Raw genomic sequence first — 16,663 nt, forward strand, 5'->3', positions numbered from 1 at the left:
TTTCGAAGTTGCGCCGTCACTGGGGCCGCGCGCGGGAAATGATCGCATCGAGGTCGACGCCGGCGCTCAGCGTGCCGAAGGCATGGCCCCAGTCGCCGCCGAGGCGCGAGGCGCAGAAGCCGCCGACCACGGCCGGCGGCGCGGTTTGCACCAGCAGCGCGGCCTGCACCGCGAGGGCCACATCCTGCGCCAGCCGACGGGCCTCGACCTCGGTCGCCATCGCCTCGATGCGCGCGGGCAGCGCGTCGGCCAGCCGGTCGAGCGCGGCATCGCTGCCGCGCGCCGGCGCCAGTTCGTGCGCCAGCGCGGCGACGGCGTCGCCTTTGCGCAGCCCGCGCAGCAGGTCGAGCGCCATGATGTTGCCGGCGCCCTCCCAGATCGAATTGAGCGGCATCTCGCGGTAGACGCGCGCCATCACGCCCTCGCCGCCCTCTTCCACATAGCCGTTGCCGCCCAGGCATTCCATCGCCTCCTGGGCGAAGTGGCTGCCGCGCTTGCAGATCCAGAACTTGGCCACCGGCGTCAGCAGCCGGGCCATCAGGCGCTCGTGTTCGTCGCCGGGATGGTCGAAGGCGCGCGCCAGTCGGATCGCCAATGCGGTCGCGGCCTCGCTCTCGAGCGCAAGATCGGCCAGCACGTTCTTCATCAGCGGCTGCTCGATCAGCGGGCGGCCGAAGGCCTGGCGCTGCGCCGTGTGGTTCAGCGCCAGGCTGAGGGCCTGCCGCATCAGCCCGCTGGTGCCGAGCGCGCAGTCGAGCCGGGTCATGGTGCCCATCTCGAGGATCTGCGGAATGCCGCGCCCCTCCTCGCCCACCAGCCAGGCGCTGGCGCCATGGAACTCGACCTCGGAGCTGGCGTTGGCCTTGTTGCCGAGCTTGTCCTTCAGGCGCTGGATGCGGATCTCGTTGCGGCTGCCGTCCGGCAGCACGCGCGGCAGGAAGAAGCACGACAGGCCGGCCGGCGCCTGCGCCAGCACCAGGAAGGCGTCGCACATCGGTGCCGAGAAAAACCACTTGTGGCCGGTGATCGCGTAGCGCTCGCCCCAGCCATCGCTGCCGGTGCGCACCGCTTGCGTGGTGTTGGCGCGGACGTCCGAGCCGCCCTGCTTCTCGGTCATGCCCATCCCCATGGTCACGCCCGGCTTGTCGCGCCAGGGCAGGAGCCTCGGGTCGTACCAGCGGCTGGCGAGCTTCGGGCCCCAGTCGGCGTAGACGCCGGCATTGCCGCGCAGCGCCGGCGTCACGGCATAGCTCATGGAGATCGGGCACAGCATCGAGGGCTCGAGCTCGGTGAACAGCATGAAGCCGGCCGCCCGTTCGACGTGCGGCGACTGCGATTCACCGGTCCAGGGCGTGCCGTGCAGTCCGGCGCCGACCGCCGCCGCCATCAGCGCGTGATAGCTCGGATGGAACTCGACCTCGTCGATGCGGCGGCCGAAGCGGTCGTGGGTATGGAGCACCGGCGGGTGGATGTTGGCCAGTCGCGCATGGGTCTGCATCTCGGCCGTCCCCAGGCTGGCGCCCAGGTGTTCGAGCGGCGCCAGTTGCAGCTGCGGCGCGTTGAACTTCAGCGCGTCACGCAGCGGCCGGTGGCTGTCGAACAGGTTGTAGCCGGTGAGCGGCGCCGGCTGGTTGAAGACCTCGTGCGTGGTGTCCATGGCCGGCTCTCCCCGTGGCTGCGTTCAGATCAGCTTGACCAGCTGCTTGCCGAAATTCCGGCCCTTCAGCAGGCCGAGAAAGGCTTCGGGTGCCGCCTCGATGCCCTGCGCCACCGACTCGCGCGGCCGGAGCTTGCCGCTGGCGACCAGCGCGCCGAGTTCGGCCAGCGCCTCGGGCCAGACCTCCATGTGCTCGCTGACGATGAAGCCCTCGAGCTTGAGCCGGTTGACCAGGAACAGCGCCGGGTTGGCGAGCGGCAGCGGCTGGCCGTCGTAGCCGGCGATCATGCCGCACAGCGCGATCCGCGCGAAGGCGTTGGTGCGCAGCAGCACCGCATCGAAGATGTAGCCGCCGACGTTCTCGAAGTAGCCGTCGATGCCGTTCGGGCAGGCTTCCTTGAGCGCCGCGCTCATGCTCTTGACGTCGGGATGCTGGCGGTAGTCGATGCAGGCATCGAAGCCGAGCTCCTCGGTGACGTACTTGCACTTGTCGGGGCCGCCCGCAATGCCGACCACGCGGCAGCCGCGCGCCTTGGCCAGCGCACCGAAAGCGCTGCCGACCGCGCCGCTGGCGGCGGTGATGACCACGGTCTCGCCGGCCTTCGGCGCGATGATCTTCACCAGCCCGTACCAGGCCGTGACGCCAGGCATGCCGACCGCGCCCAGGTAGTGCGACAGCGGCACGTGCGTGGTGTCGACCTTCTTGAGCGCGCCGGGCTGCGAGGCATCGACCACGCTGTATTCCTGCCAGCCGCCGAAGCCGACCACCTTGTCGCCGACGGCGTACTTGGGGTGCTTGCTCTCGACCACCTCGCCGACCGTGCCGCCCTGCATGACCTGCCCCAGGGGCTGCGGCTGGGCGTAGCTCTTGGCATCGTTCATGCGGCCGCGCATGTAGGGGTCGAGGCTCATGTAGTGGTGGCGCACCAGCACCTGGTTGTCCTTCAGCGCCGGTGTCTCGGTGCTGACGAGCTTGAAGTTGCTGGCGACGGCTTCGCCCTCGGGGCGGTTGTCGAGGATCTGTTGTCTGTTGGTGGGCATGGAGGTCTCCGGAGAAAAGGGGTCAGTCGGTCGAGGGCGGGCGCATCGCATTGGCGCTGGCCGCGCCCGTGGGCAGGCGGCGCTTCACGTACTTGAAGGTGCCGGTGGCGTGGGCGCAGACGCGTTCCTGGGCGTCGTAGATCTTGGCCTCGGTGAAGCCCATCGTCGCGGTGCGGTGCAGCAGGCTGCCGCGTGCGATCAGCGGGCCGACCGACGGCGCCATGAAGGTGGTCTTCATCTCGATCGTGACGACGCCGATCTCGGGCGTCTCGCTGCGCGCGGCGGCGGCCATCGCGATGTCGAGCATGGTCATGACGGCGCCGCCGTGCGTCACGTCGAAGGTGTTCAGGTGCTCGGGCTTCGCGGTGTAGCGCAGCTCGGATTCGCCGCCCTCGAATTTCGTGATCTCGAAGCCCAGATGGCGCGCGAACGGAATCTGGTCCGTATAGGAGCGCAGGTTGATGCTGTCGTCGGAATCGGTCATGTCAGGCGCCAAGAACCACGCTCACTCCGCCGTCGACGGCCAGCCACTGGCCCGTGATGTGCTTGCCGGCGTCGCTGGCGTACAGCAGCGTGATGCCCTTCAGGTCCTCGTCGTCGCCGAGCCGGCCCAGCGGTGCGTGCGAGGCCATCTTGTCTTCGCCGATCGACTTGATCAGGCCCGCCGCCATCTTGGTCATGAAGAAGCCCGGGCAGATCGCGTTGACGTTGATGTTGTACCTGCCCCATTCGGCGGCCAGCGTGTGGGTGAAGCCGATCACCGCGCTCTTGGAGGTGTTGTAGGCGATGGTCTGCATCTCGGGTGGGTTGCCGTTGAGGCCCGCGATGGAGGCGATGTTGATGATCCGGCCGGCCTTCTTCGGGATCATGTAGGCGCGGGCGACCTGCTGCGCCAGGATGAAGTAGCCGCGGACGTTGAGGTTCATCACCTTGTCCCAGGCTTCGACCGGATGGTCTTCGGCCGGCGCGCCCCAGCTGGCGCCGGCGTTGTTGACCAGGATGTCGATCGCGCCCATGCGCTCGAGCGTCTCGGTGGCGAGGCGGCGGGTGTCCTCCTCTTTCGAGCAGTCGGCCGCGATCCAGCGGGTGTCGATGCCGGCGGCCTGCAGTTCGGCCGTGGCCTGCTCGAGGTCGTCGGCCTTGCGCGAGCTCAGCATGATGCGGGCGCCGGCCTCGCCGAGCGCGTGGGCCATCTGCAGGCCCAGGCCGCGCGAGCCGCCGGTGATCAGCGCGGTCTTGCCGCTGAGGTCGAAAAGCTTCTGGATGCTGCGTGCAGTCATGGTGTCTCCGGGAAATTCAGGGGGTTTGATAGTCGAGCACGCTGCGCGACTCGCGCAGGCTGCCGAGGACGGCCGACACCTCGACGTGCCGGGGGTGCTCCAGGTAGGCCTGCAGCGCCGCCTCGTCGTCGAAGGCCGAGTTCAGCACCACGTCGCAGTTGGCCTCGAGGCCGGGCGTGCGCACGCCGACCTCGAACTGCCGCATGCCCGGCACCAGGCCCTGGCAGCTGTCGAGCCGGGCCTTGAACGCGGCGGCGTCCTTGGGGTTCTTGAGCTTCCACATCACGACGTGCTTGATCATGGCGAATCCTTGCTGTCGGGGAACCGGGAACGGACATAGATCAGCACCACGCCGACGGCCACCAGCGCGGCGCCTGGCACGGCCAGGGCCCAGCCCAGCGCTTCGTCGGCACGGCCGACGGCGATGCCGATGACCACGCCGAAGAGGCCGCCGAAGATCAGGATCCAGATCCATTTCTCGAGCGTCGCATGCGGCTTCGCCTGGGACACGCCGGCCATCAGAAGGCCTCCTCGGGCAGGGCCGCGCAGGTCGGGTCGCGGCGCTCGACCACCTGCAGCCAGGCACCGATCTTCGGCAGTTCATAGTGGAAGAAGAAGTCGGCCGCACCGAGGCGCCCGACCGTGGCCGGCAAGGCCTTGGCGCCGTCGCGCGCCAGCGCGTGCTGCGCGACGTCGAGCCAGATCCAGGCCAGCACCACATGGCCGAAGGCCTGCATGTACGGCACCGCATTGGCCAGCGCCTCCTGCGGGTTGCCGGTGGCCCAGGCGGCCCGGGTGGCCGAGCCGATGCGCTCGAGCGCCTCGCCGAGCGCCTTGGCGTGGCCGGCCAGCGCCGGCACCGCGGCGGCGCGGGCGATCGTCTGGCCGACCCGGCCGGCCAGCAGCTGCAGGCCGCGTCCGTCTTCCATCAGCACCTTGCGCCCGAGCAGGTCGGCCGCCTGGATGCCGTGGGTGCCTTCGTGAATCATGTTCAGCCGGTTGTCGCGCCAATACTGCTCGACCGGGAAATCGCGCGTGTAGCCGTAGCCGCCATGGATCTGGATCGCCAGCGAGTTGGCCTCCAGGCACCATTCGCTGGGCCAGCTCTTGGCGATCGGGGTCAGCACCTCGAGCAGCAGCCGCGCATCGTCGGCCGCCTGCGCGTCGCCGGTCTTCTGCTCGTCGACCAGCCGCGCGCAATAGAGTTCCAGCGCCAGCGCACCTTCGCAGTACGCCTTCTGGGCCAGCAGCATGCGGCGCACGTCGGCGTGCTCGATGATCCGCACCTGCGGCTTGGCCGCGTCCTTGCCGGCCGGGCCCGCGGGCCGGCCCTGCGGCCGGTTCTTCGCGTAGTCGAGCGAGGCGAAGTAGCCCGCCATGCCGAGCATGGTCGCGGCCGTGCCGACGCCGATCCGCGCCTCGTTCATCATGTGGAACATGCAGTGCAGGCCCTTGCCGGGCTGGCCGACCAGGTAGCCCACCGCGCCGGCCTTGCCGCCGACCGGGAACTTGCCCTCGCCGAAATTGAGCAGCGTGTTGGTGGTGCCGCGCCAGCCGAGCTTGTGGTTCAGGCCGGCGAGTGCCACGTCGTTGCGCTCGCCGGTCAGCTGGCCGTCGGTGCCGACCATCTTCTTGGGCACGATGAACAGCGAGATGCCCCGCGTGCCCGGGATCAGCTTGCCGTTCTCGTCGGGAATCTTGGCCAGCACGATGTGCACGATGTTCTCGGTCAGCTCGTGGTCGCCGGCCGAGATCCACATCTTGTTGCCGGTGAGGCGAAAGCGTGGGCCGAGCGGATCGTCCTGGAAATCGGGGCCGTCGGGCACCGCGCGGGTGGCGACGTCGCTGAGGCTGGAGCCGGCCTGCGGCTCCGACAGGCACATGGTGCCCGACCAGCGGCCGGCGAACTCGTTCTTGGCGAAGACTTCCTTTTGCATCTCGGTGCCATGCACCATCAGCAGGTTGGCATTGCCGCTGGTGAGCATGTTCGAGCCGATGCTGACCGAGGCCATGGCGAAGAAGCTGTTGGCCGCCGCCGACAGGGTGTAGGGCAGCTGCATGCCGCCGATGTCGTAGTCCTGGGCGGCGCTCAGCATGCCGGATTCGACGAAGGCCTTGTGGGCATCGTGGGTGGCCTGCGGCAGGATCACCTTCTCGCCGTCGAAGTGCGGCTCCTGGGTGTCGACGATGCGGTTGCTCGGCGCGTACTTCTCGCGCGCGATCCGCTCGCAGGTGTCGAGCACGGCGTCGAAGGTCTCGCGCGAATGGTCGGCGAAGCGCTCGCGGCCGCTGAGCGACTCGGCGTCGAGCCAGTCGTAGAGAAGAAAGTCGAGGGTGGGACGAAGGCTCATGGCGAGGATCGCTGGGCGAGAGGTTGGATTTCGATTCTGCCGCAGCATCCGGTGCCGATGGCAGATGTGCAATGGTGCCCCGGGCCAGCGCCCAGGGCTTCTTTTGCCCGTCGTTGACCGTGAAGGCCTCGCAGGTACGGACCGGCCCGCGAGGCTCGCCCGTCAGAGGACTTCGAACACGCCGGCCGCGCCCATGCCGCCGCCGATGCACATCGTGACCACGACCTTCTTGGCGCCGCGGCGCTTGCCTTCGATGAGCGCGTGGCCCGTGAGGCGCTGGCCGCTCACGCCGTAGGGATGGCCAACCGCGATCGCGCCGCCGTCGACGTTGAGCCGGTCGGCCGGAATGCCGAGCTTGTCGCGGCAGTAGATGACCTGCACCGCGAAGGCTTCGTTGAGCTCCCAGAGGTCGATGTCGCTGACCTTCAGGCCCAGGCGGTTCAGCACCTTCGGGATCGCGAACACCGGACCGATGCCCATCTCGTCGGGCTCGCAGCCGGCGACCGCGAAACCGAGGAAGCGGCCCAGCGGCTTCAGGCCCTTCTGCTCGGCGTACTTCTCGTCGACCAGCACGCAGGCGCCGCCGCCGTCGGAGAACTGGCTGGCATTGCCGGCCGAGATCAGGCCGCCGGGAATCGCCGGGCGGATGCCGCTGATGCCTTCCTTGGTGGTGCCGGGACGGATGCCTTCGTCGTTCTCGATCGTGACTTCCTTGGTGCGCAGGCCCAGCACGGCATCCGCCACGCCGGCCAGCACGGTGATCGGTGCGATCTCGTCCTTGAAGCGGCCGGCTTCCAGCGCGGCGGTGGCCTTCTGCTGGCTGGCGGCGCCGTATTCGTCCATGGCGTCGCGGCCGATGTTGTAGCGCTTGGCGACCTGCTCGGCGGTCTGCAGCATGTTCCAGTAGATCTCGGGCTTGTGCTTGACCAGCCAGGGGTCGGCCAGCATGTGCTTGTTGGCCTCGTTCTGCACGCACGAGATGCTCTCGACGCCGCCGGCCACATAGACCTCGCCTTCGCCTGCGATGATGCGCTGGGCGGCGGTGGCGATGGTCTGCAGGCCCGACGAGCAGAAGCGGTTGATGGTCATGCCCGAAGTGGTGATCGGCAGGCCGGCGCGCAGCGCGATCTGGCGCGCGATGTTCGAGCCGGTGGCGCCCTCGGGCGTGGCGCAGCCCATGATCACGTCGTCGACCGAGGCCGGGTCGATGCCTGCGCGCTGCACCGCGTGCTGCACCGCGTGGCCGCCGAGCGTGGCGCCGTGCGTCATGTTGAAGGCACCCTTCCAGCTCTTGGCGAGCGGCGTGCGGGCGGTGGAGACGATGACGGCGCGGGTCATGGTGAGGTCCTTTGAGAAAGAGGAATGACGGTTACTGGGGCTGTTGCGTATCGCGCAGCAGTTGCTGATAGAACTGGATCATCTCGCCGTAGTTGGCGATCGAGACGCGCTCGTTGGTGCCATGGAAGCGCGGCAGGTCTTCGGCCTTGGCCCGGAACGGCGAGAAGCGGTAGACCGCATCGCTCACCAGGCTGAAGTGGCGCGAGTCGGTGGCGGCCGTCATCAGGCCCGGCGCCACGACCGCGTCCGGGAAGGTCTGCCGCACCGCCTGCTCGATCGCGCGGTAGCCGGTGCTGTCGGTCGGCGACACCGGCGACGGCTCGGAATTGCCCGGGTAGCGCTTGACCTGGATCGCGTCGTTGCCGAGCGCGCCCTTGAGGTGCTTCTCGACGCTGTCGATCGAGTCGCCCGGCAGGATGCGGAAGTTGACCGCCGCCTCGGCGCGGCCCGGCAGCACGTTGTCCTTGTTGCCGGCCCGCACGATGGTGAGCGCCGTGGTGGTGCGCAGCATCGCATTGCTGCTCGGACTCTTCTCGAGTTGACCCTCCACCAGCGGCCCGGTGAGCCACAGGTTGGACAGCATCACGCGGTTCAGGCCGCCCATCTCGGGGGCCAGCGCGCCGAACATCTGCGCCGCCACGCCCTGGATGCCACCGGGCATCGGCTTGGCCTCGAGCCGTGCCAGTGCGGCGCTCATGCTGCCGATCGCGCTGTGCTGCGGCGGCATCGACGAGTGGCCGGGGGCGGTGTCGAGCGAGAGGAAGAAGGTGCCGTAGCCCTTTTCGGCCAGGCCAATCAGCGCCGCCGGCTTCGAGAGACCCGGCAGCACGCCGTCGAGCACCAGCAGGCCTTCGTCGAGCACCCAGTCGAGGCGCACGCCGCGCGATTTGAGCAGCTCGGCGATCGGCAGCGCGCCGCGCAGGCCGCTGACCTCCTCGTCGTCGCCCATCACGAGATAGACCGTCTGGGTGGGCTTGAAGCCCTGCCCGATCAGCAGCTCGATGGCTTCCATCTGCGCGAACAGGTTGCCCTTGTTGTCGAGCGTGCCGCGGCCCCAGACGAAGCCGTCCTGGATGGCGCCGCCGAACGGGTCGACCGACCAGGCCTTCTCGGTGCCCGGCGCGATCGGCACCATGTCCTGGTGCGCCATCAGCGCGATCGGCTTGGCGGCCGGGTCGCTGCCGGCCCAGGTGTAGAGCAGCGCCTTCTGGCCCACCACCTCTTTCTTGAGGGTGGCATGGACCTTCGGGAACTGCTCGGCCAGGTAGGCATGCAGCTTGTCGAACTCGGCGTCGTTGCCGCTCGGGTTGTCGAGGCTCGACACCGTGCGGAACGGGATCGCGCCCGCCAGCCGCCTGGCGGCGGCCTGGACGTCGATCGCGAGCTTCGGCGCCGGCGCCACGGCAAGTTGCCGCGACGGCGTGCGCCAGGTATTGACCGCCACAGCTGCCGCCAGCGCCACCGGCACCAGCAGCAACGCCAGGAAGACGCGTTTCACCATGAGCGGTCGCCTTCCGTCTTCAGCTGAAGTTCTTGCCTTCGGCCACCAGCTTCTGGATCAGCGCGGCCGGCTGCCAGAAGCTCGCGTCGTCGCGCGGATTCTTCGCGAAGCGCTTCATCGACTCGGCCACGTTGAACAGGCCGACCTGCGACGCGTAGTGCATCGGGCCGCCGCGCCAGATCGGGAAGCCATAGCCCGTGAGGTAGACCATGTCGATGTCGCCCGACTTCGAGGCGATGCCGTCCTCGAGGATGCGGGCGCCTTCGTTGACCAGCGAATAGACCAGGCGCTGGACGATCTCGTCGTCGGAGATCTTGCGCGGCGTGATGCCGAGTTCCTTGCGGTGGTCCTCGATCATCTTGTTGACGAGGTCGGACGGGATCGCATCGCGCTTGCCGGCCTGGTAGTCGTACCACCCTGCCCCGGTCTTCTGGCCGAAGCGGCCCAGCTCGCAGAGCTTGTCGGCCGTGCGGCTGTACTTCATGTCGGCGATCTCGGTCGCGCGGCGCTTGCGGATGGCCCAGCCGATGTCGTTGCCGGCCAGGTCGCCCATGCGGAACGGGCCCATCGCGAAGCCGAATTTCTCGATCGCGCGGTCGACCTGCTGCGGCGTCGCGCCTTCGTCCAGCAGGAAGCCCGCCTGGCGCGAATACTGCTCGATCATGCGGTTGCCGATGAAGCCGTCACAGACGCCCGAGACCACCGCGGTCTTCTTGATCTTCTTGGCCAGCGACATCACCGTGGCCAGCACGTCCTTGGCGGTCTTCTTGCCGCGCACCACTTCGAGCAGCTTCATCACGTTGGCCGGGCTGAAGAAGTGCATGCCGACCACGTCCTGCGGACGCTTCGTGAAGGCGGCGATCTTGTCGACGTCGAGAGTCGAGGTGTTGGACGCCAGGATGGCACCGGACTTGGCGACGCGGTCGAGTTCCTTGAACACCGCTTCCTTGACGCCGAGTTCCTCGAACACGGCCTCGATGACCAGGTCGACATCCTTCAGGTCGTCATAGCTCAGCGTGGTGCTCAAGAGCGCCATGCGCTGCTCGTACTTGTCCTGCTTGAGCTTGCCCTTCTTGACCTGGGCTTCGTAGTTCTTCTTGATGGTGGCCACGCCGCGGTCGAGCGCTTCCTGCTTCATCTCGAGGATCTTGACCGGGATGCCGGCGTTCAGGAAGTTCATCGAGATGCCGCCGCCCATGGTGCCGGCGCCGATCACGCCGACCGACTTGATGGCGCGCTGTGGCGTGTCCTCGGGCACATCGGGAATGCGCGATGCCGCGCGCTCGGCCATGAACAGGTGGCGCAGCGCCATCGATTCGGGCGTGAACATCAGCGCGGTGAAGAGCCGGCGCTCCTCGGCCATGCCCTGGTCGAACTTCAGCTGGGTCGCGGCCTGCACGGCGTCGACGCACTTGAGCGGCGCCGGGTAGTTCTTGGACATGCCGCCGACCATGTTCTTGGCGAACTGGAAGTAGGCGTCGCCCTGCGGGTGCTTGCACGGCAGGTTGCGCACCAGCGGCAGTGCATCGCCGGTCTTGCCGGCCACGTGCCGGGCGAGTTCGAGCGCTTCGTCGAACAGCGACTCGGCCGATCCCGAGAGCTTGTCGAACAGCTTCTGGCCGGGCATCGACGCCAGCACCTCGCTCTTGACGGCCTCGCCGCTGACGATCATGTTGAGCGCGGTCTCCACGCCCAGCACGCGCGGCAGGCGCTGGGTGCCGCCGGCGCCGGGCAGGAGGCCCAGCTTGACCTCGGGCAGCGCGACGCTGGTGCCGGGTGCCGCAACGCGGTAGTGGCAGCCCAGGGCCAGTTCGAGGCCGCCGCCCATGCAGACCGAATGGATCGCCGCGACGATCGGCTTGGTGGAAGCCTCGAGCGCCAGGATGACGCTCAGCAGGTTGGGCTCCTGCAGCGCCTTGGGCGTGCCGAATTCCTTGATGTCGGCGCCGCCCGAGAAGGCCTTGCCCTCGCCGGTGATGACGATCGCCTTGACGGCCGGGTCGTCGATGGCCTTGGAAAGCCCGTCGGTGATGCCGACCCGGGTCGAGAAGCCGAGGCCATTGACCGGGGGGTTGTTCAGCGTGATCACGGCGACGTCGCCGAGCACTTTGTATTCAGCCGTCATGCTGCGTTCCTTTGGGATGGGAGAGGATCGAAAAAAACGGGTTCGAGGGCCATGGCGCGATCAGACGCCAAGACCCCGCTCACAAAAAGCACGAGTGTTCTTTTTTATCGAATTCTAGGCGTTTCGAGGGACCGGGCAACCATGCCAAGTCGCTGCCGGGACAAGGCGCCGAGGTGGATTAGACCTCCAGCCATTCCTTCCGGGTAGTGGCATCGGCCCTGAGGCTGTCGGGCGTGCCGTCGAACACGATGCTGCCGTGCCCCATGACCAGGGCCCGGTCGGAGATCTGCATCGCGATGGTCAGCTTCTGCTCGATCAGCAGCACCGAGATGCCCTTGTCCTTGAGCGTGCGCAGGTACTGGCCGACCAGCTCGACGATCTTCGGCGCCAGGCCCTCGGTCGGCTCGTCGATGATGATCAGGTCGGGGTCGCCCATCAGCGTGCGGCACAGGGTCAGCATCTGCTGCTCGCCGCCCGACAGCACGCCGGCCTCGGTGTGCTGGCGCTCCTTGAGCCGCGGGAACATGCCGTACATGTCGTCGAACGACCAGCGGCTGCCGCGGCCGTTGCCCTTCTGGCCCAGCAGCAGGTTCTGGTGCACCGTGAGCTTGGGAAAGATGTCGCGGTTCTCGGGCACGTAGCCGATGCCCATGTGCGCCACCTCGTAGGCCTTCTTGCGCAGGATGTCCTTGTCCTTCCAGCGCAGCGTGCCTTCGGCATGGACCAGGCCCATGATCGCCTTGGCGGTGGTCGAGCGGCCCGAGCCATTGCGGCCCAGCAGCGCGACGATCTCGCCGGGACCGACGTCGAACGAAACACCATGCAACACATGGCTCTTGCCGTAATAGGCGTGAATGTCTTGTAGCTTGAGCATCTCAGTGTCCTCCGCCCTGGGCATCGGCAACGGAGGAGCCGAGGTAGGCCTCCTGCACGCGCGCATTGGCGCGCACCGCGGCCGGGGTGTCGAAGGCGATCACCTCGCCGTAGACCACCACCGCGATCTTGTCGGCCAGGCCGAACACCACCCCCATGTCGTGCTCCACGGTGAGCAGCGTCTTGCCGACCGTCACCTGCTTGATCAACGCGATGAAGTGCGAGGTCTCGGTCTTGCTCATGCCGGCGGTCGGCTCGTCGAGCAGGATGACATTGGCGCCGCCGGCAATCGTGACGCCGATCTCCAGCGCCCGCTGCTCGGCATAGGTGAGGTTCACGGCCTGCACGTCGCGCTTGCGGTCGAGGCCGACCTGGTGGATCAGTTCCTCGGTCCGCGCGTTGGCATCGTGCAGGTTCGACAGGAAGCGCAGGAAGCTGTAGCGGTAGCCCAGGCTCCACAGCACCCCGCAGCGCAGGTTCTCGAAGACGCTGAGCTTCGGGAAGATGTTGGTGATCTGGAAGCTGCGCGACAGGCCCAGCCGATTGATCTCGAACGGCTTCTTGCCGTCGATGCGCTGGCCGTCGAGCAGCACCTCGCCGCTGCTGGGCGCGAGCCGGCCGCTGATCAGGTTGAACAGGGTCGACTTGCCGGCGCCGTTCGGGCCGATGATGGCGATCCGCTCACCGGCCTCCACGGCCAGGTCGACGCCGCGGATGATCTCGGTCTTGCCGAAGTTCTTGCGCAGCGACTTGAGTTCCAGGGCGTGGGTCATGCGAGCTCCCTGCGCTTGATCTCGGCCTCGATCTGCTCCTGGGCGGTGCCCCAGGCCCGCACGAAGCGCCGCCGCGCGAACTCGAGCGCGATGAGCCCGACGACCAGGATCAGCGACGCGCCGAGCCAGCTGGCCACGCCGGAGGTGTCGAGCGAAACGCCCATGAACGGGAGGTTCGGCCCCAGGGCCGAATTGAGCTGGATGTGATAGATCATCTCGATGAGGGCGGCGGCGCCGATCACCACCGGGATGATCGCCACCAGCAGGCCGCCGTAAAGCGGCCAGAACTGCTTGAACTTGCCGAACTTGGCCACGCGAAGGTTCATCATCACCAGGCTGGCGATGCCGCCCGGCGCGAACATCACCATGAAGACGAAGACCAGCCCGAAATAGAGCTGCCAGGCCTTGGAGAGCTCCGACAGCAGCACCGCGGCGAAGACCAGCAGCACCGCGCCGATGATCGGCCCGAAGAAGAAGATCGCCCCGCCCAGGAAGGTGAACAGCAGGTAGCTGCCCGAGCGCAGCGCATTCAGGCTGTCGGCCGCGTTGACGATCTCGAAGTTGATCGCCGCCAGCCCGCCGCCGACGCCAGCGAAGAAGCCGGCGATGATGAAGGCGAAGTAGCGCACCCGCTGGGTGTTGTAGCCGATGAACTCGACCCGCTCCGGGTTGTCGCGCACCGCGTTCAGGATGCGGCCCAGCGGCGTGCCGGTGAAGGCGTACATCAGCGCGGTGCAGATGAAGCAATAGACGGCGATCAGGTAGTAGACCTGGATCTGCGGCCCGAAGGTCAGGCCGAAGAAGGGCCGGCCGTAGACGCGGTCGGTCGTGATGCCGCCCTCGCCGCCGAAGAAGCCCGGGAACATCAGCGCCATGGACGCCACCAGCTCGCCGATGCCCAGCGTGATCATCGCGAAGGTGGTGCCCGACTTCTTGGTCGTGACAAAGCCCAGGATGATCGCGAAGAACATGCCCGCCACGCCCCCCACCACCGGGATCAGCACCAGCGGGATCGGCCAGCCGCCCTTGCTCGCGAGGTTCATTGCATGGATCGCGATGAAGGAGCCGAGCCCGACATAGACAGCATGCCCGAAGCTCAGCATGCCGCCCTGCCCGAGCAGGATGTTGTAGCTCAGGCAGATGATGATGAGGTAGCCCATCTGCGAGAGCATCGTCAGCGCCAGGCTGGTCTTGAAGACCATCGGCGCGACGATCAGGACGATCGCGAACAGCGACCAGATGAAGAAGCGCCCGAGATTCAGGGGCTTGAAGCGGTAGTACTGCGTATTCGTCATCGGATCAGTCTTCGCGCGTGCCGAGCAGGCCCTTGGGCCTGAAGATCAGGATCAGGACCAGGAACAGATAGGGCAGGATCGGCGCCACCTGCGAGATGGTGAGCTTGAGCAATGGGTAGCCGAAGGTGCTTTCGGTCACTGCCACGCCCAGCGCCTGCAGGCCGCCGGCCATCGACTGGTCCATCGCCACCGCGAAGGTCTGGACGATGCCGATCAGGAGCGACGCCAGGAAGGCGCCGGCCAGCGAGCCGAGGCCCCCCACCACCACCACCACGAAGATGATCGAGCCCACCGACGCGGCCATGGCCGGCTCGGTGACATAGGTGTTGCCGCCCACCACGCCGGCCAGCCCGGCCAGCGCGGCGCCGCCGCCGAACACCAGCATGAAGACGCGCGGCACGTTGTGGCCGAGCGCCTCGACCATTTCAGGATGCTTGAGCGCAGCCTGGATCACGAGGCCGATGCGGGTGCGCGTGAGCAGCAGCCACACCGACAGCAGCATCAGCAAGGCGACCAGCATGATGAAGGAGCGCGACTTCGGGAACTGGGTGCCGTAGATCGTGAACAGCGGGCCCTGCAGCTGGCTCGGCAGCGCATAGGGGACGGTGGAGCGGCCCCAGACCAGCTGCACCACCTCGAGGATCAGGAACGAGAGACCGAAGGTCACCAGCAGTTCGGGGACATGGCCGAATTTGTGGACCCGCCGCAGGCTGTAGCGCTCGAAGCCGGCGCCGAGCGCCCCGACGAGCAGCGGCGCGATGAACAGCGCCGGCCAGAAGCCGATGATGCCGGACAGCGTGTAGGCCACGTAGGCCCCCAGCATGTAGAAACTGGTGTGCGCGAAATTGAGCACGCCCATCATGCTGAAGATCAGCGTCAGGCCAGAGCTCAGCATGAACAACAGCAAGCCGTAGCTCACGCCGTTGAGCAGCGAGATGACGAAAAATTCGACGTTCATCGGTCCTCGGGGTCACGTGGAAAAGAAAAAAGGCCCGAGTGTTGAAGTCGGGCCTCGACCGGTCAGCGCGAAGTCATGCCTCAGGGGCTGGGCCGCTTCATTTCGCAAGTGGTCGGCGTGCTGGCCACGTAGGGCTCGTAGTACTTGACCGGCACGAAGGTGTAGCCCGTGTTCTCGGCGTCGATCGGGAACTTGCCGCCCGCCTTCTCCCACTTGGCCACGTACAGGCCCTGCTGGAGCTGGTGGTCGGCCTTGCGCATCTCGACCTCGCCGTTGAAGCTCTTGAAGCGCATGCCCTCGAGCGCTGCGGCCACTTTGACCGGGTCGGTCGACTTGGCCTTGACGAAGCCGTCGACCAGCATCTGCAGCGAGGTGTAGGCGGCCGAGGTGTAGAGATCTTCCTTGAACTTCTTGTTGAAGTCGACGGACAGGCGCTGGATCTCGCCGCCCATGTTGTAGTGTCCGTAGCCGACCTGGAACACCTTGCCGTCCGAAGCCGCGCCCATGGCGGTCGGCGTGCCGCTGACCGTGCCATAGTAGGTATAGAACTTGACGTTGTTGAGCCCGGCGTCGTTGGCCGCCTTGATCAGCAGCGACAGGTCGGAACCCCAGTTGCCGGTGATCACGGTGTCGGCGCCCGAGGCCTTGATCTTGGCGATGTACGGCGCGAAGTCGCGCACCTGCGCGAGCGGATGCAGGTCTTCGCCGACGATCTGGACGTCGGGCCGCTTGCGCGCCAGATTCTCCTTGGCGTACTTGGCCACCTGCACGCCGTGCGAGTAGTTCTGGTTGAGCAGGTAGACCTTCTTGACATCCGGCTGGTCCTTCATGAAGGTGGTCAGCGCTTCCATCTTCATGGAGGTGTCGGCATCGAGCCGGAAGTGCCAGTAGCTGCACTTGCTGTTGGTCAGGTCGGGATCGACCGCCGCGTAGTTCAGGTACAGCACTTCCTTGCCCGGGTTGCGGGCGTTGTTCTTCTCGAGCGCGTCGATGATCGCGAGCGCGGCGCCGGAGCCGTTGCCCTGCACCACGTAGCGCGCACCCTGGTCCATGGCCGAGCGCAGGGCGCTGGTGGTTTCCTGCGGGCTCAGCTTGTTGTCGATGCCGATGATCTCGAACTTGACCCCGGCCGCGTTCTTCTTGTTGAACTCGTCGGCCAGGAACTGGAAGGTCTTGAGCTGGTTGGTGCCGACGGCGGCCATCAGGCCGGACAGCGGATCGAGCCAGGCGATCTTCACGGTCTCGCCCTTCTGGGCGAAGGCGCCGGTGGCACTCGCGACGAGGATGGCGGCGGTGGCGATCTTCAGGGTGAATTTCATTTCTTGTCTCCTAGTTCAGGCTGTCAGGGCTGGGCGAGATTACAAGTCTTTGGGGACCCGCCCGTCAGGGAATGCCCGTAAGGACGAGGCTGCAGGGGCGGTTTCTATCACCCATGCGACAGCCCCGTTCGGGCTGGTGCTACTCGGCGGTA

Annotated in this window: 15 protein-coding genes; all 15 read right to left on the minus strand. The window is 67.1% G+C overall.

Features of this window, described 5'->3' with window-relative positions:
- Nucleotides 1-16: 16 nt before the first annotated feature.
- Entirely contained in the window at nucleotides 17-1,657 is a 1,641-nt protein-coding gene (locus QTI17_RS07090; protein ID WP_286531919.1) for an isovaleryl-CoA dehydrogenase, read from the minus strand.
- A 24-nt stretch (nucleotides 1,658-1,681) separates the two neighbouring features.
- Nucleotides 1,682-2,698 (minus strand): NADP-dependent oxidoreductase, encoded by a 1,017-nt coding sequence (locus QTI17_RS07095; RefSeq protein ID WP_286531920.1) that lies wholly within the window; start codon nucleotides 2,696-2,698, stop codon nucleotides 1,682-1,684.
- 22 nt (nucleotides 2,699-2,720) lie between these two features.
- A complete protein-coding gene (locus tag QTI17_RS07100) occupies nucleotides 2,721-3,182 on the minus strand; it encodes a PaaI family thioesterase (RefSeq protein ID WP_286531921.1) in 462 nt (153 codons plus the stop codon).
- Between the two features lies 1 nt (nucleotide 3,183).
- Complete coding sequence (locus QTI17_RS07105; protein ID WP_286531922.1) at nucleotides 3,184-3,978, minus strand: SDR family oxidoreductase; 795 nt, start codon at nucleotides 3,976-3,978, stop codon at nucleotides 3,184-3,186.
- 16 nt (nucleotides 3,979-3,994) lie between these two features.
- Nucleotides 3,995-4,279: a Dabb family protein gene (locus QTI17_RS07110; RefSeq protein WP_286531923.1), complete on the minus strand. Its 285-nt coding sequence runs from the start codon at nucleotides 4,277-4,279 to the stop codon at nucleotides 3,995-3,997.
- Entirely contained in the window at nucleotides 4,276-4,497 is a 222-nt protein-coding gene (locus tag QTI17_RS07115; protein ID WP_286527620.1) for a hypothetical protein, read from the minus strand. Before QTI17_RS07115 ends, QTI17_RS07110 begins: the two co-directional genes overlap by 4 nt.
- Nucleotides 4,497-6,329 carry an acyl-CoA dehydrogenase gene (locus tag QTI17_RS07120; protein WP_286531924.1) on the minus strand — a complete coding sequence of 611 codons (1,833 nt, stop codon included), beginning with the start codon at nucleotides 6,327-6,329 and terminating at the stop codon, nucleotides 4,497-4,499. Before QTI17_RS07120 ends, QTI17_RS07115 begins: the two co-directional genes overlap by 1 nt.
- A 162-nt stretch (nucleotides 6,330-6,491) precedes the next feature.
- Nucleotides 6,492-7,667, minus strand: a complete 1,176-nt coding sequence (locus QTI17_RS07125) for an acetyl-CoA C-acyltransferase (RefSeq protein WP_286531925.1) — start codon at nucleotides 7,665-7,667, stop codon at nucleotides 6,492-6,494.
- A 31-nt stretch (nucleotides 7,668-7,698) separates the two neighbouring features.
- Nucleotides 7,699-9,168, minus strand: coding sequence for a M20 family peptidase (locus QTI17_RS07130; protein ID WP_286531926.1), 1,470 nt, complete (start codon nucleotides 9,166-9,168; stop codon nucleotides 7,699-7,701).
- A gap of 19 nt (nucleotides 9,169-9,187) precedes the next feature.
- Nucleotides 9,188-11,293 carry a 3-hydroxyacyl-CoA dehydrogenase NAD-binding domain-containing protein gene (locus QTI17_RS07135; RefSeq protein ID WP_286531927.1) on the minus strand — a complete coding sequence of 702 codons (2,106 nt, stop codon included), beginning with the start codon at nucleotides 11,291-11,293 and terminating at the stop codon, nucleotides 9,188-9,190.
- A gap of 178 nt (nucleotides 11,294-11,471) precedes the next feature.
- Nucleotides 11,472-12,167 carry an ABC transporter ATP-binding protein gene (locus QTI17_RS07140; RefSeq protein WP_286531928.1) on the minus strand — a complete coding sequence of 232 codons (696 nt, stop codon included), beginning with the start codon at nucleotides 12,165-12,167 and terminating at the stop codon, nucleotides 11,472-11,474.
- A 1-nt stretch (nucleotide 12,168) separates the two neighbouring features.
- The gene (locus QTI17_RS07145) at nucleotides 12,169-12,939 is read right to left on the minus strand and encodes an ABC transporter ATP-binding protein (protein ID WP_286527626.1); all 771 of its coding nucleotides are present in this window, start codon (nucleotides 12,937-12,939) and stop codon (nucleotides 12,169-12,171) included.
- On the minus strand, nucleotides 12,936-14,234 hold the full coding sequence (locus QTI17_RS07150; RefSeq protein WP_286531929.1) for a branched-chain amino acid ABC transporter permease: 1,299 nt from the start codon (nucleotides 14,232-14,234) through the stop codon (nucleotides 12,936-12,938). Before QTI17_RS07150 ends, QTI17_RS07145 begins: the two co-directional genes overlap by 4 nt.
- 4 nt (nucleotides 14,235-14,238) lie before the next feature.
- Entirely contained in the window at nucleotides 14,239-15,192 is a 954-nt protein-coding gene (locus tag QTI17_RS07155; protein WP_286527628.1) for a branched-chain amino acid ABC transporter permease, read from the minus strand.
- Nucleotides 15,193-15,272: 80 nt separating this feature from the next.
- Nucleotides 15,273-16,511 carry a branched-chain amino acid ABC transporter substrate-binding protein gene (locus tag QTI17_RS07160; protein ID WP_286531930.1) on the minus strand — a complete coding sequence of 413 codons (1,239 nt, stop codon included), beginning with the start codon at nucleotides 16,509-16,511 and terminating at the stop codon, nucleotides 15,273-15,275.
- Nucleotides 16,512-16,663 lie beyond the last annotated feature (152 nt).

This window comes from Variovorax sp. J31P179, from assembly GCF_030316985.1.
In the GTDB taxonomy this organism is placed as follows: Bacteria; Pseudomonadota; Gammaproteobacteria; order Burkholderiales; family Burkholderiaceae_C; genus Variovorax; species Variovorax ginsengisoli_B.